11 protein-coding genes are annotated in these 14,335 nt (G+C 52.9%); 9 read left to right on the top strand and 2 right to left on the bottom strand.

Annotation, left to right across the window (positions count from 1 at the left end):
* The first annotated feature begins 15 nt into the window (after window positions 1-15).
* The 8 genes from M0651_RS11625 to M0651_RS11590 all read left to right on the top strand — a co-directional run bounded on the left by M0651_RS11625 (window position 16) and on the right by M0651_RS11590 (window position 6,368).
* Window positions 16-1,959, top strand: a complete 1,944-nt coding sequence (locus tag M0651_RS11625) for an FAD-dependent oxidoreductase (RefSeq protein WP_248551912.1) — start codon at window positions 16-18, stop codon at window positions 1,957-1,959.
* 184 nt (window positions 1,960-2,143) lie between these two features.
* A complete protein-coding gene (locus tag M0651_RS11620) occupies window positions 2,144-2,482 on the top strand; it encodes a YlmC/YmxH family sporulation protein (protein WP_248551911.1) in 339 nt (112 codons plus the stop codon).
* Window positions 2,483-2,660: 178 nt separating this feature from the next.
* On the top strand, window positions 2,661-3,512 hold the full coding sequence (gene pgeF / locus M0651_RS11615; protein ID WP_248552023.1) for a peptidoglycan editing factor PgeF: 852 nt from the start codon (window positions 2,661-2,663) through the stop codon (window positions 3,510-3,512).
* An 8-nt stretch (window positions 3,513-3,520) separates the two neighbouring features.
* Window positions 3,521-4,213: a YggS family pyridoxal phosphate-dependent enzyme gene (locus tag M0651_RS11610; protein WP_248551910.1), complete on the top strand. Its 693-nt coding sequence runs from the start codon at window positions 3,521-3,523 to the stop codon at window positions 4,211-4,213.
* Window positions 4,213-4,662, top strand: a complete 450-nt coding sequence (locus M0651_RS11605) for a cell division protein SepF (protein ID WP_248551909.1) — start codon at window positions 4,213-4,215, stop codon at window positions 4,660-4,662. The genes M0651_RS11610 and M0651_RS11605 overlap by 1 nt, the downstream gene beginning before the upstream one ends.
* Window positions 4,663-4,669: 7 nt before the next feature.
* Window positions 4,670-4,945 carry a YggT family protein gene (locus M0651_RS11600; RefSeq protein WP_282577874.1) on the top strand — a complete coding sequence of 92 codons (276 nt, stop codon included), beginning with the start codon at window positions 4,670-4,672 and terminating at the stop codon, window positions 4,943-4,945.
* Window positions 4,946-4,947: 2 nt separating this feature from the next.
* The gene (locus M0651_RS11595; RefSeq protein ID WP_248551908.1) at window positions 4,948-5,730 is read left to right on the top strand and encodes a YlmH family RNA-binding protein; all 783 of its coding nucleotides are present in this window, start codon (window positions 4,948-4,950) and stop codon (window positions 5,728-5,730) included.
* A 131-nt stretch (window positions 5,731-5,861) separates the two neighbouring features.
* Window positions 5,862-6,368 carry a DivIVA domain-containing protein gene (locus tag M0651_RS11590; RefSeq protein WP_248551907.1) on the top strand — a complete coding sequence of 169 codons (507 nt, stop codon included), beginning with the start codon at window positions 5,862-5,864 and terminating at the stop codon, window positions 6,366-6,368.
* A gap of 49 nt (window positions 6,369-6,417) precedes the next feature.
* On the opposite strand, the gene M0651_RS11585 is transcribed toward M0651_RS11590, so the two are convergent.
* Both M0651_RS11585 and M0651_RS11580 read right to left on the bottom strand, forming a co-directional pair.
* Complete coding sequence (locus M0651_RS11585) at window positions 6,418-7,341, bottom strand: AraC family transcriptional regulator (protein ID WP_248551906.1); 924 nt, start codon at window positions 7,339-7,341, stop codon at window positions 6,418-6,420.
* Window positions 7,342-7,413: 72 nt separating this feature from the next.
* Window positions 7,414-10,434 (bottom strand): family 78 glycoside hydrolase catalytic domain, encoded by a 3,021-nt coding sequence (locus M0651_RS11580; protein ID WP_248551905.1) that lies wholly within the window; start codon window positions 10,432-10,434, stop codon window positions 7,414-7,416.
* A 679-nt stretch (window positions 10,435-11,113) separates the two neighbouring features.
* Between M0651_RS11580 and ileS the strand changes: the two genes are divergently transcribed.
* Window positions 11,114-14,209 carry an isoleucine--tRNA ligase gene (gene ileS / locus M0651_RS11575; RefSeq protein WP_248551904.1) on the top strand — a complete coding sequence of 1,032 codons (3,096 nt, stop codon included), beginning with the start codon at window positions 11,114-11,116 and terminating at the stop codon, window positions 14,207-14,209.
* Window positions 14,210-14,335: the final 126 nt, after the last annotated feature.

Genomic DNA, 14,335 nt, shown 5'->3' with positions numbered 1-14,335 from the left:
AGGGGAGAAGAGGGAATGCGCAGCAAACGTTTTAACAAAATGCTCATGTTTTCCATCTGCATCGTATTGGTTGCGTCGATGTTCGGCTGGGGGTGGCAATCCGGGAAGCTGGTAAATAGTCCTTCCACCGCGGAGGCGGCCTCCGCGTTTAAGGCAGGGACGTACACCGGAGAAGCAGAAGGCAAAGATGGCGTCATTAAAGTGCAAGTGACGATGGAGCAAGCAGATCGGATCAAAGATATCAAAATCGTAAGCCAAACGGAAACGGAAGGCCTAGGCGATTCGGCACTTAACAAAGTTAAAGAGCAGATCCTGGCCAACCAATCGCTGGCGATCGACGCGGTGAGCGGCGCTAGTGTATCTAGCGATGCTATGCTGAAAGCGGTAGAGAACGCCGTGAAGAAAGCAGGCGGCGATGTGGACGCCTTGAAATCGGTTAGCGTCAAGAAGCCTGGCGCAGGCAAAACGGAGAAGCTGCAAGCGGACGTCGTTGTCGTCGGCGCAGGCGCTTCCGGCGTATCGGCAGCGGTGACGGCAGCGGACAAAGGCGCTAAAGTCGTGATCATCGAGAAAACCGGCGTGATCGGCGGCGCCAGCAACCTGTCCTGGGCGGGCAAATTTTATAACTCTTCCGCCGCGGTAGCCGATGGGTTAAAGGTGAACGTGGAACAGGAAATCTCCAATTGGATCGTCAATAACCACTGGAGAGTGGATGCAGCGGCGGTACGCCAATACGTCACGAAATCCGGAGACACGTACGATTGGTTAAAGAACAAAGGGTATGTAACAACTTACATGAACTTTGGCGGCGAACAGCTTCATGTACTGCCAGCTTATAACACCCGTGAACAAACCCTTCGCAAGATGCTGGCGGCATCCGTAGAGAAAAACGGCGGCAAGGTCATTACCGAAACAACTGCGAAGAAACTGATGACAGGCGCTAAAGGTGCCGTGACCGGCGTCGTAGCGGAGAAGGCGGACGGAACAACGCTGGAAATCAGCGCAAAAAGCGTCGTTATGGCGACGGGCGGATACGCTGGCAACAAAGAAATGGTGAAGGAAGCCTTTGGTTTTGAGGGCGTTAACGGAGGACTTGCACAGAATATTGGCGAAGGTCTGAAAATGTCTTGGGCGGCAGGCGCGAAGGTGCCAGACAACTTCGGCGGACAAATGCTGCATCAGACATTGGCCAGAGGGACCAGCAATCTGAAGAAGCAATATTCCTCCTTTGAAGCAAGTTATCCGATGATGCTGAGCTACCTGCCGACCTTGATGAACGTAGGTCCTTCGGGAGCTCGATTCAGAGACGAGACGGCTACTTTGACGGCGGTTGCGGCAGCGAATACGAGTGCGTTTAACGGTCCATACCATCTGGTTATCGTATCGCAATCGCAGTTGAAAGCTCTAGAAGCGAAGGGCATGAACGGCATCAAAGCGCCGAAGTTGCCTGGACTTCCTCCGGAATTTTACGCAGATTTCACCGATAAGTTCAAGCTGGACACTCCGTGGAAGAACGTTGTATCCGTATTCGATGCGATGGTGAAAAACGGAGACGGGTATAAAGGCAACACCATCGAGGAATTAGCCAAAAACGCTGGCATGGACGCAGAAGTGTTCAAGGACGCTTTCAATAAATATACACAAGCGACGAAAACCGGCGTAGACAACGATTTTGGCAAAACCAAAGAATATTTGCAGCCGATGGGTGACGGCCCTTATTATGCGATCATTGCCGAAATTAACAACCTGGGTTCGGTTGGCGGCTTGCTCGTAAACCCTAAATTCCAAGTGCTGAACGACAAACGGGTGCCAGTAAAAGGACTTTATGCCGTCGGGCTTGAATCCGAAGGCGTACTGTTCAATGACACTTACGTCGGCAACGGCGTAGGTATTGGTTATTCGTTCACTTCCGGTCGTTTGGGCGGCGAAAATGCTGCTGCCGGGGCGCTGAGTAAATAAGAGACAGATCGAACGTGACTGATGAAAGGACGGCTTCTTCCGGGACCGAACAGGTTCCGGAAGAGCGGTCCTTTTTTGTGTTGTTCGGTGTCTCTTTTCCCGTGGTCAAGGGCGCATGCGTAGAATCCCTCGCACATATAGTAAAGGGACGGAGTGAATCAGACGGGACGGGGGCGGTAAAATCATGGACAATGTGGTGAGGGCGAGTATGAAAATTTCCGACTTCCAGACGAAGGATGTCATCAATGTCGTGGACGGGAAACGGCTCGGGCATATCAGCGATCTGGAGCTGGATCTGAGGCAAGGGGTTATCGAGGCGATTGTCGTGCCCGTTGGGGGCAAATTCATGGGGATATTCGGAGGCGGCAGTGATTTGATCATCCCTTGGAAGAATATCGTGAAGATCGGATCCGACGTCGTGCTGGTCAAGATGGAGGAATTACGCGAATCCAGATCGCAGCAGACGACCTATGATACCACTGTGTATATCGACCGGGACGGACGCGCGGAGCGGCGGAGCTAGAATCCACAAGCGGCGCCGGGCCGGTTTGTGGTAGACTTGAAAGATATGCAGTGAGAGTAACTTGAGATTTTACGGACCCCACAGACCTTATTCGGCTAATATAGGCATGGATGCCTACGATTTCAAGCTAATAACGGCTCTCCAGTCCGTTAGAAATAAGAGAGGCGGGAGATGGATGATGGAACCGTTTGTAAGGAATGCTAAAGATGAACAAGTGGAACGGTTCGAGTTGGCTCCGTGGTTGGACCTAATCCCAGGGATCAGCGTCGGTTTTACCGGCAGGTCAGGCGGGGTCAGCGAGCCGCCGTACGATCGCTCGAATCTCGCTTACCATGTCGGCGACGATCCGTTGCATGTCCTGGAGAACCGACGCCGGTTAGCCGAAGCCCTGGGTTTCTCGCCCGAAGCCTGGACCTGCGGCGAGCAGGTACACAGCAACGCCGTCGCCGTGGTTCACGCCGGAGATCGCGGAAAAGGTTACCTGGATCGGAGCAGCGCGTTTCAGGAGACGGACGGGCTGGTGACGAACGTACCGGGAATCCTGCTGACATCATTTTATGCGGATTGCGTACCGCTCTATTTTGCCGATCCCGTGAGGGGAGTTGTCGGCTTGGCCCATGCGGGCTGGAAGGGCACCGTCCGCCATATTGCCGTGGAAATGATCCAAACGATGGAACGTGAGTTTGGCAGTCAGCGCAGCGAGATTCGCACCGCTATTGGGCCCAGCATCGGAGGCTGCTGTTACGAGGTCGATGAGGCGGTGATGGGGAAAGTTCGCGAGGCGTTGCCCAATGAGGGAGGGCTTGCGGAGGAGAACCTTTATACTTCCGCGTCAGACCATGCGGGGAAAACGATGCTGAACTTGAAAGAATTGAATCGAATCATTATGATTAAAGCAGGAATATTGCCGACTCATATCGAATGTACAACGTGGTGTACAAGCTGCCATCCGGAGTATTTTTACTCCTACCGGGCGCAAGGTGGCGTCACGGGGAGAATGGCGAGCTGGATTGGCATAAAAGAGAGGTGATCCTTCCCGTGTCACTGAAGGAACGGATAAAGCACGTGGAAGAGCGCATTGAAGCTGCCTGCGAGCGAAGCGGAAGAAAGCGCGAGGAAGTTCATGTTGTCGCCGTAACCAAATACGTGTCGACCGAAGCTACGCGTGAAGTTCTGGCGGAGGGAATTGAGCATATTGGCGAGAACCGCCCGCAAATCGCCATCCCTAAATGGGAAGCCCTCGGCGGGCAAGGGACCTGGCATTTTATCGGTCATCTGCAGAGCAAGAAGGTCAAGGACGTCATCGGTAAATTTCAATATATTCATTCGTTGGACCGGCTGTCGCTGGCCCTGGAATTGGAGAAGCGAGCGGCAGCGCTGGGAACGAATGTGACTGCGTTCTTGCAGGTGAACGTATCGGGCGAAGAATCGAAGCAGGGAATTACGCCGGATACGGCTGCCGACTTTCTAAGGGAAACCGCTGAATTGAAGCATATTCACATCGTCGGGCTGATGACGATGGCTCCGATCGAGGACGATCCGGGGCGGACAAGACCGGTCTTTCGCCGGCTGCGCGAGCTGCGAGATCAACTGAATGCCTTGTCGATTACTGCGGAGCCATTGACAGAATTATCGATGGGGATGTCAGGAGATTTTGAAGTGGCGATTGAAGAGGGGGCGACCTGGGTGCGCCTCGGAACGCTTTTAGTGGGGAAAGGGGAATTGACGTAATGGGAGTAATGAACCGGTTCATGAACTTTCTGGGCTTGCAGGAAGAAGAAGAGATTGTGGAGCGCGAACGGTTTGCCGGCCAAGAGGATGCGGAAATTGAAACCCCGAGCTTTGAATCCCGTAAAAATCAGAGAGGAAACAACGTGGTCAGCATTCACTCCCAGAAGAACGTCAAGGTGATCCTGTACGAACCTCGCTCTTATGAAGAAGCGCAGGAAATCGCTGACCATTTGCGTTCTCATCGGTCGGTTGTGGTTAATTTGCAGCGGGTTCGCAATGATCAGGCGATGCGTATCATCGATTTCTTGAGCGGAACGATTTACGCGCTGAGCGGCAGCATTTCTAAGGTCGGGGCGAATATTTTCCTTTGCACGCCGGACACCGTCGAGATTCAGGGATCCATCACAGAGATATTATCTGAGGATTCCGATTACAACAGAATGAGGTGATGACAGCTTGGTAGGTTATATCGATTCCATCGTTGGGCTGCTATACAATATTTATTTCTATATGATTCTGGTTTACATTCTGATGTCTTGGGTGCCTAATGCCCGTGACAGTTTTATCGGCGAGCTTCTCGGTAAGCTGGTTGAACCTTATTTGGCTCCTTTCCGGCGGTTTATTCCTCCGATCATGGGGATGATCGACATATCTCCGATTATTGCCTTGTTCGTGCTCCGTTTGGCTGCCTTCGGATTGATGAGCGTTCTGCACTATATCTTCGGGTATTAGAGATGAAAACCGATATTTATGAACATTTTAAACCGGAGGAACGGCCGTTTGTCGACCGGGCCTGGGAATGGGTAGTGAATGCCGGGGATTACCACGAGGTCAAGCTAAGTGACTTCCTGGATCCGCGGCAGTGTTATATCCTGGAGTCTTTAGCCAATCGGCATCCGGACACGGTTATCCGACTGGACGGCGGTTATGAAGGTGCGGAACGGCGTCGGGCTCTTATTGCTCCGGATTACCGGGATCTTAGTGAGGAACCGATGGGGATGAAGGTGCTTGATATCACCTCGGGGGACCAGAAGTTTCTTGCCCTTCAGCATGGTGATTATTTGGGGGCTATATTGGGATTGGGCCTCAAACGCGATAAAATCGGCGATATTCATGTCCGCGAGGACGGGTGTCACGTGGTGGTTGCCGAAGAAATTGCTCCCTTCCTGCAATTGAATCTTCATCAGGTACATCGCGTCAGCGTTTTTACGGAAGTGCTGAACCTTAGCGAGCTAAGGACGATGGAGAAGGAGCTTGAGCCGCTGGAATTGACGGTGGCTTCTTTGCGACTGGATGGCATCGTCAGTGATGTATTCCGCTTAAGCCGCAGCAAAGTGTTGATTCCGATCAAAGCGGGCCGTTGCCGGGTGAACTGGAGAACAGAAGAGGATCCCTCTACGCCTCTAAAGGCCGGTGATGTGATCGCCTTGCAAGGTTTTGGGCGGTTTAAAGTGCTCGAGGCAGGCGGCCTGACCAAAAAGGGCAGACATCGTGTCAAAATCGGTAAATTTGTGTGAGGTCTTTTGCAGGAGATGGCGGATTCTTGTCGAATAAGATAGTTCGAACTGTTTCCTAATGTATCTCGTAATTGAATTGACCACGTCTTCCCGTTTAAGGGAAGTTTCGAAATTTCTAGGAGGTGGGGATCATGCCATTAACGCCGCTGGATATACATAACAAAGAGTTCTCCAGACGTATTCGCGGTTACGACGAAGATGAAGTCAACGAGTTTCTCGACCAAGTGATCAAAGACTATGAGATCGTGATCCGGGAGAACAAGGAGCTTCACAACCAGCTGATGACTTTGCAGGAAAAACTGGATCATTTTGCGAATATTGAGGATACGCTGAGCAAAACGATTATCGTTGCGCAGGAAGCGGCTGATGAAGTCAAGAACAATGCGAAGAAAGAAGCTCAATTGATTGTGAAGGAAGCGGAGAAGAACGCGGACCGGATCATCAATGAATCGCTTGCAAAATCACGTAAAATTGCCATGGAAGTGGAAGAACTCAAGAAACAGGCTTCCATCTACCGCGCACGGTTCCGTACGCTGGTGGAAGCGCAGTTGGATCTACTTGGCAGCGACGGCTGGGATACGCTGGAGACCCGCGAACGCGCTACCGAGAAGGGGCAAGAGGTACAAGAGCTGTATTAAGCAGAATAACGCCATTTGGCTTCCTTGAAGGAGCGCCAAATGGCGTTTTTTATTTATACCTGTCGGTCCGGTCAGTTTGGCTGGTTTGCCGGCGGTATAACGTAGGAGAAACCCCAGTGGATTGCTTGAACAGGAACAAGAAATGCTTTCTGTCGGCATATCCAACGGCTCGTATGATCTCCTGTACGGGAAGCCTTGTGGATGCCAGCAGCTCGCAGCTCATCTCGATTCTTTTCTTTTGTACGTAATCGTTAAATGTACAGCCGGTGTATTGCCGGAATAAGCGATGAAAATGGCGTTCGCTTAAATGAGCGGAGGCTGCAAGGTTGCGAGCCGTTATGGGGTGATGAAAAGACGCGTTGATACGGCGAACGACCTCCTCCATGACCCGATTGTCCGGTGCAGCGGCTGGGGCGAACTCCCCGCGCCCTAAATGGCGTTCCAGCATAACGGCCAGCTCGATAAATAAACTGTAGAGATGGATGAGATAGCCGGGAGCTCTTTCTGTAAATTCCCGATAAGCGGTTCGAAACCAGGCGCTCCATTGTCCGTCGTCATCTCTCAAATGGAGCCACCCCGGTCCCGGCGGCGCTGCAGGATCCTCCCCAAACAGGAAGAGCTTGGAACGGCTAAGCTCCTCAAAGCCGGGGAGATGCTCCAAACAGGACCGAAGTTTACTTGGTTCATATAAGCAATTGTATACGGTCAAAGGCCGATGTGAACCCGTGTGGCCGGGGCGAAACACATGCCTTGCTCCGGCCGGGAGCAGGAATAAATCATTTTTCGCGACGCGAACAACCTCATCGTCAATAAAATGAAACCCTTCTCCATCGTTCACGAGTACGATCTCCACAAATCGGTGGCTGTGCATTTGCAGATCAAATGTCTCCTCGGCCCGATTAAAGTAAAAGGGCAGCGTATCTGTAAAAAAGGCAGTCCCGTCCAATACTTTCTCGCCTCGGTACAAAGACAACCTGGATCCCTCCTTCGCCGCAGTTGCCCTTATTATAGGGCTGGCTCAAGTAAGGGTCAATTAAGTTCCTGCTTAATCCGACGCAACGGATGGAGCCAGCCGAATATGCTCAATTACAGCGTCAACGCCATTTGGAGGCTGAACCTCAATATCGATGGCATCCGGGGAAACAATGCGCAAATGCATTCGAGCAAGGGCAGGCGGCATGAGCGGTTCACCCGCAGATCCATCAGCAGGATTCGGCGACTCCAGACGCCAGGAGACGTCGATTCTGCCGCCGCCCGGGACGGGAACCGAGCCACGTGCCCAGGACAGCCCGCCGCCAGGTTGTGGCGCGATGAGGACCCGGCTCCAACCGGGCTCGAGACTGCGCACCCCGAGGACGTAGGCGCCCAGAAAATAAGCCGGTCCTGCGGACCAGGCATGACAGTGGCTTCGGGTCAGCAGGTTCGGGTTCGCTCGATTTTCGGTGAAATGAGGATACATCTCCCAACAGGTCGTGGCTCCCCAATCGATCATCTGCCCATATTGACGGCGCATGTCCTCGATCATGACATCCCATTCGCCCAGCTTGGCTAACGCCTCGTAATAGAAGAAGGACATAAACGGGCTGCCGATTTGTACGAAAGAATCGGGTTGTAGCCGAATGTTGCTTTGGACAGAGGTGAGCCTGTGAGTCTCGGCCCCGGCCTGCTCGGGGATGTCGCACAACAGCGCCACCACTTGCGTTTGAACACTGAAGATGTCGGAGGGCCGTCCATCCGCATGGATACAGTCGAGATAGGCCTCATGTTCTTCCGACCATAATTGTGCATTGATGGCGGCCGTCAAACGGTTGGCCTGAACGGTGTAGAACGCCTCCGCTTTGGTATTGCCGAGAACCAAAGCTAATGCGGCAGCGGCCGTCAAGGCTTTGACAAGGAACATATTCTGGTGCGAAACGATACCGTCGTTCGGCTGGTCTATCGGAGCCCAATCGAGCAGGTTCCAGCTTCTGATCTGGAGCAGACCCTGGTCATTCAGCCGGCTCAAATAATACTTCAGCGTGTACTCAATATGCGGGAAAATGTCTGCTGCAAAGGTTTTGTCTCCATTTTGGCGATAGAGCTCCATACAGGCAATCACCCAGAAAAAAGTCCAGTTCGGGATGACGCTGTTCCATCCACTTGGCACCTGGTTGGTGTAAAAAGGGGTCTGGAACTTTGAACCGGGGACTAATCGCAGGCATCGTTCCACAATTTGGTCAGCCCCAAATAAATAATAATTAATCAGTGCCTCGTTTCGGGCATCGCCGACCCAGAAGGTCTGCTCGTACATCGGGCAGTCGACGAAGGTATCCTCCATGCAGAGCCGGGTCGTATGTTGACTGATTTGCCAAATCTCATTTAAGCGTGGATCCGAAGACTGAAATTGACCGATCTCAGCAATGGGATAGTTGCTCTGCAGCATCCGAAGGTAATAGATGCGAACGGGGGCAGCCGCGTTTCGTACGGTGACCTGGCAGTAACGCAACCCCCTTCTCACCGGTGAAGTGTAACGACGACGTCCGCCGCCGCAGATGTATCGAAGCGTGTGATCCAGTCCATAGGTATCCTGGCGCCTCCCCTCATGCATAAATTCAAATCCATAGAAATCAAGAACTGCCCCTTCCGGCGCTTCCACCTCAAACTCCAAATACCCTGACAGCTCTTTGCCGAAATCAATCACCAGCTCAGTATCCGCGTCAGGAAACCAGGGGACTTCAGCTGGCTCCGGTCCAGGAATGACCGCGTTTTGCAGGATGCCGGGAATGGACAGGGGGATATCATGCCTCTTCCATACGGAGAGGATAAAGACATCTTCCTGGCTGACCAGCGCTTCGGGTACCGGCCGAACCCAAGACGCAAGCGTCATAAGACCGGCCACATCCGATAGACCTTTGGCCCTCATATAATCCGGATGCACCTCATTCATCGGCGGGCTCGGCCGATGATCGTAACGAATGCCGCCGTCAAAGGGACCAAGGGTTACAAACACGGATTTGTCATCAGTTTGGGGGAGATTGTCAGCCTGAATGAACGAGAGGGGAGACAGGAACTCCAGCGGTTCTTCCGCATCCATTGCAAAATGATATCCGCCGCCGTGCGTGCCTCCACTTACATCGATCAGCAAGAAATGGTCGCCAGGCTCGAGATCAAAGTGAAGAAAACGTTCGGGGGCTTCTCCCGTTAGGGAGGACTCATCGTAATGAACCCCATCCAGGCGGCAGCTCCGAAAAGTCCTTCCAACATCGATGAACGCTAGCGTGGCCTTGCAATGCTGTTTACAGCGTACGACGGTCGTTAGCATGCCGAGGAATTCCGCCGGGTTAGCCGTATCCGTGCTCTCTTCATAAAAATGGTTACGCAGGTCGATCGCAGCGGTAAACTGGACAGGCTTGACTTTGCTTAAGCGTTCGATCCGACGCGGATAAACGGGCTCTTCCGTCAAATAGGGAATGTCCCTAGGTACCGGCATTCCCCAAGGCTCGCAGCCCGCCGGGCCGATCACGCTGGCAGAACGCCACTCCGGACCGGGCTTGTAATCCGGCTGCGTCCAATCGTCGTCCCAAAGACGGGCGTCGATTTTCTCGGCAAAAGCGTGCTGGCAGGACATCCTGGGAGAACGCCGGTCATGACCCGGATGGGTTATGGCTAACCAGGTATCGTCGGTTGCGGCCTTCACGTGGGCCTGGCCTTCGCCTTGAAGAGGCGGGTTGCCTTCGACCTCCAATTGGGCAAGCAGCCCACCCCGTCCCCGCAAATAATAGAAGTTACTGATTCCAAAATGCATAACCATGATGGCTATGGCATTGGTCTGTCCCGGTCTCAGCAGATGGCTGATCTCGTATTCGTCATAGGCTAGTCTGAATGGCCAGGACCGCGGGGGGCCTTGACCGACCCGGTGTCCGTTGACGTATAGCACGTATCTGGAGTCTGCCGTCAACTTGAGACTTACCTGCCGTCCTTGCTCCTCGTCTGGCCATGTAAATGTTTTGCGAAAACAACTCCAATCGTTACGCGCACTAACCTCGCCGGGATGCCAGATCCATTTGGCTTGCCTGAGGGTATCCATCGGTTTACTCGCTCCTTTTCGCGTCAAGTCTTCTCCCTTTCATTATAAAAGAGGAGGAGCTGGAGCAGAGGAGGGGAAAACGTACTCATGAGGGGCAAAACGGACATTTCTGGGGGGCAATTGATCCGAATCTGACGATGTTGACATGAGGGAGTCAATACGATATAACTAATTACATATTGTACTTGCATATTGGAATCATTCGATGATGGGAACAGTACGCTGCGATTTTGTTCTCCAGAGAGTTGGCAACCTGCTGAAAGCCAACGTTCAAAGCGCGGACGGAAGATCCTCCCGGAGAAGTAAGGCTGAACTCTTCTTAGTCGGATTTTCAGCACCGAGAAGGTTGGATGAAACTAGGGACTGAGTAGCGGAGCGTAGCTGGAAGCTACGTGAGCAACGGAAGGCCCGGTTGAATTCAAGATTCGACGTCGAATTATCTACTTGATCTGCTTCGTGATCAAAATCCGATTCAGTAAGCTTTGCCGGTTGTTGGCCGTTATACCAACCCCATATGAAGCGTATGGGATCAAGGTGTCATGTTCTTTTGCGGCCTCGTTCAGACGGCGGCTGCTTTCAGAGCGCATGAAACAAGGGTGGTAACGCGAGCACAAGTCTCGTCCCTTTCAGGGGCGGGCTTTTTTATTTTCCAGGCTTAATTAAAGAAAGGAAGAGAAGCATGAAGAAAGTCGACGTCAAAGAGAATGCGCGTACGCGCGACTTGCGGATTCTGGACAAATGGAGCCGCGAAAATACGTTTAAACGGAGTATTGAAAATCGGGCCGGCCGGCCGAACTACGTCTTCTATGAAGGACCGCCAACCGCCAACGGCTTACCGCATATCGGACACGTGCTCGGGCGCGTCATCAAGGATTTCGTGGGCCGCTACCAAACGATGAAAGGCTATCGCGTCGTCCGCAAAGCAGGCTGGGATACGCATGGGTTGCCGGTTGAACTTGGCGTGGAGAAGGAGTTAGGTATCTCCGGCAAGCAGGAGATTGAGAAATACGGCATTGAGGAATTCGTGAAAAAATGTAAAGACAGCGTCTTCGGTTATGAGAAGCAATGGCGCGAATTTACCGAAGCGATTGCTTATTGGGTGGATCTAGATGATCCTTACATCACTCTGAATAACAGCTACATCGAAAGCGTGTGGAACATCCTGGCGACGATCCACGACAAGGGCTTGCTGTACCGCGGCCATCGAGTCAGCCCGTATTGCCCTTGCTGCCAAACGTCGCTGAGCTCTCATGAAGTGGCGCAAGGCTATGAGGATGTTAAGGACTTAAGTGCCACGGCCAAATTCAAGCTGAACGACTCCGGCGAATATGTGCTGGCCTGGACGACTACACCTTGGACCCTGCCATCCCACGTGGCCTTGGCTGTAAATCCGGATATGGAATATGCCCGTGTGAAGCAAGAGGACGGTGTATACATCGTCGCTAAGAACTTGGTTGAGAAGGTCATGAAAGGCGATTACACGGTGTTGTCGACGCATAAAGGGTCAGAATTTGTAGGCAAAACCTATACGCCGCCATTCACTTATATCAAAGCCGATAACATTAACGTGATCGTAGGCGCTTCGTTTGTCACCGATGCCAGCGGTACGGGGATTGTCCACATGGCTCCAGCGCACGGCGAAGACGACTACCGCGTCTGCCGCGAGAACGGTATCAGCTTTGTCAGCGTTGTAAACGGCCAAGGCCGTTATACCGACGTGGTGACCGATTTTGCCGGTCGCTTCGTGAAGGATTGCGACCTCGACATCGTTAAGATGTTGTCCGAGCAAGGAACGTTGTACAGCAAAGAGAAATACGAGCATAGCTATCCGTTCTGCTGGCGTTGCAAATCGCCGCTGCTCTACTATGCGATGGAGAGCTGGTTTATCGAAACGACTGCGGTGAAGGATCAGCTGATCGCCAACAACAATTCCGTTGAATGGTATCCAGGGCATGTCCGTGAAGGACGCTTCGGCAAGTTCCTCGAAGAACTGGTGGACTGGAATATCAGCCGGAACCGCTACTGGGGTACACCGCTCAACGTATGGGTTTGCCCGGACTGCGGCGGGCAGTTTGCACCGCATAGCATCGCCGAGCTGCGTGAGCACGCGGTAGGTCATGTCAGTGAAGACCTCGAGCTGCATAAGCCATATGTGGATGAAGTGAAGGTTCGTTGCCCGCATTGTGAGGGCAGCGTGATGGAACGGACGAGCGAAGTGATTGACGTGTGGTTCGACAGCGGTTCGATGCCGTTTGCACAACATCATTACCCGTTCGAGAACCAGGAGACGTTCGCGGACCAATTCCCGGCGGACATGATCTGCGAGGGGATTGACCAAACGCGCGGCTGGTTCTACAGCTTGCTGGCCGTGTCCACGTTGTTCACGGGCAAAGCGCCGTACAAAGCGGTCATCGCCACCGGTCACGTGCTGGACGAGAACGGACAGAAGATGTCCAAATCCAAAGGCAACGTCATCGATCCTTGGGAAATCATCAACGAATTCGGCACGGACGCGTTCCGTTGGGCGCTCTTGTCCGACAGTGCGCCTTGGAACAGCAAACGCTTCTCTAAAGGGATCGTTGCCGAAGCCAAGTCCAAAGTGGTCGACACGCTTGTGAACACCCATGCGTTCCTGACGTTGTACGCCGGCATCGACGGTTATAAACCAGAAGAGCATGCCCATCGTCCTTCGAAGAATAAGCTGGACCGTTGGATTTTGTCCCGTCTGAACAGCTTGATTCCGGCCGTTGACAAAGGCTTGGCGGTTAATGATTTCGTGAACTCCTCGCAAGCAATTGAAGGGTTCATCGATGAGCTGAGCAACTGGTATATCCGTCGTTCCCGCGACCGTTTCTGGGGCAGCGACCTGACGGAGGACAAATTGTCCGCTTACCAGACGTTGACTCACGTGCTGCTAACAGTATCCAAGCTGATCGCGCCGTTTGCGCCAATGATCGCCGAGGATATTTACACTAACCTGGGCGGTGGAGAGAGCGTTCATTTGGCCGACTATCCGCAGGCGGATGAATCGTTAATCGATCTGACTCTGGAAAAAGATATGGAGAGCGCGCGTCAAATCGTTGAGTTGGCTCGTAATGTCCGCAACGAAAGTGGCATCAAAACGCGCCAACCGTTATCCAGCCTGATCGTCTCCATGGATCGCGAGTTTGCCGTGAGCGAATATGAAGACATCATCAAGGAAGAGATCAACGTTAAAGCAATCGACATCGAAACCAGCGACAGCGGCTTCGTTGATTTCACGTTGAAGATGAACCTGAAGGTGGCCGGCAAGAAATATGGCAAAAACATCGGCTTCCTTCAAGGATACCTGAAGAATCTCGCGCCGGAACAAACCCGCGCGATCGTGGAACAAGGTCAATTTACCGTAACTTCTCAGGAAGGCGAAGAACTGGCGGTAACCGCGGACGAACTGCTTGTTGAGAAGCAGGCGAAGCCGGGTTACGCTTCCGCTTCCGGTTACGGGTTAACCGTAGCCCTAAACACGGATATCACGCCGGAGTTGGAGCAAGAGGGATGGGTACGCGAAGTCGTACGCGCCGTTCAGGATACCCGCAAGAAGCTGGATCTGCCGATCGAGAAACGCGTTCACCTCACCCTGGATGTCGACGACGAATTGAAAGCAGCGATCACCGCGTTTGAGCATGTACTTCGCGAAAATGTACTGATCACGGACGTCGCCTTTGGCAAGCCGCAGGGCTCTGCAGAGACGGTGGATCTCGGCAGCAAATCGATTGGGATTTCGATTGACGCGTAAACGCCTGAATGGAGCTATTCCGGGAAGGCTATAATAATAGCAATTGAAGCAAACGAGCCTGCGGTCTTCCATGAAGGAGACCGGGCTCGTTTGTCTTTTCAGATACTCTGGGGAGCAAAGGATGGG

Source organism: Paenibacillus mellifer (assembly GCF_023195895.1).
Taxonomy (GTDB): domain Bacteria; phylum Bacillota; class Bacilli; order Paenibacillales; family Paenibacillaceae; genus Fontibacillus; species Fontibacillus mellifer.
This window is presented reverse-complemented; position numbering and strand designations above follow the sequence as displayed.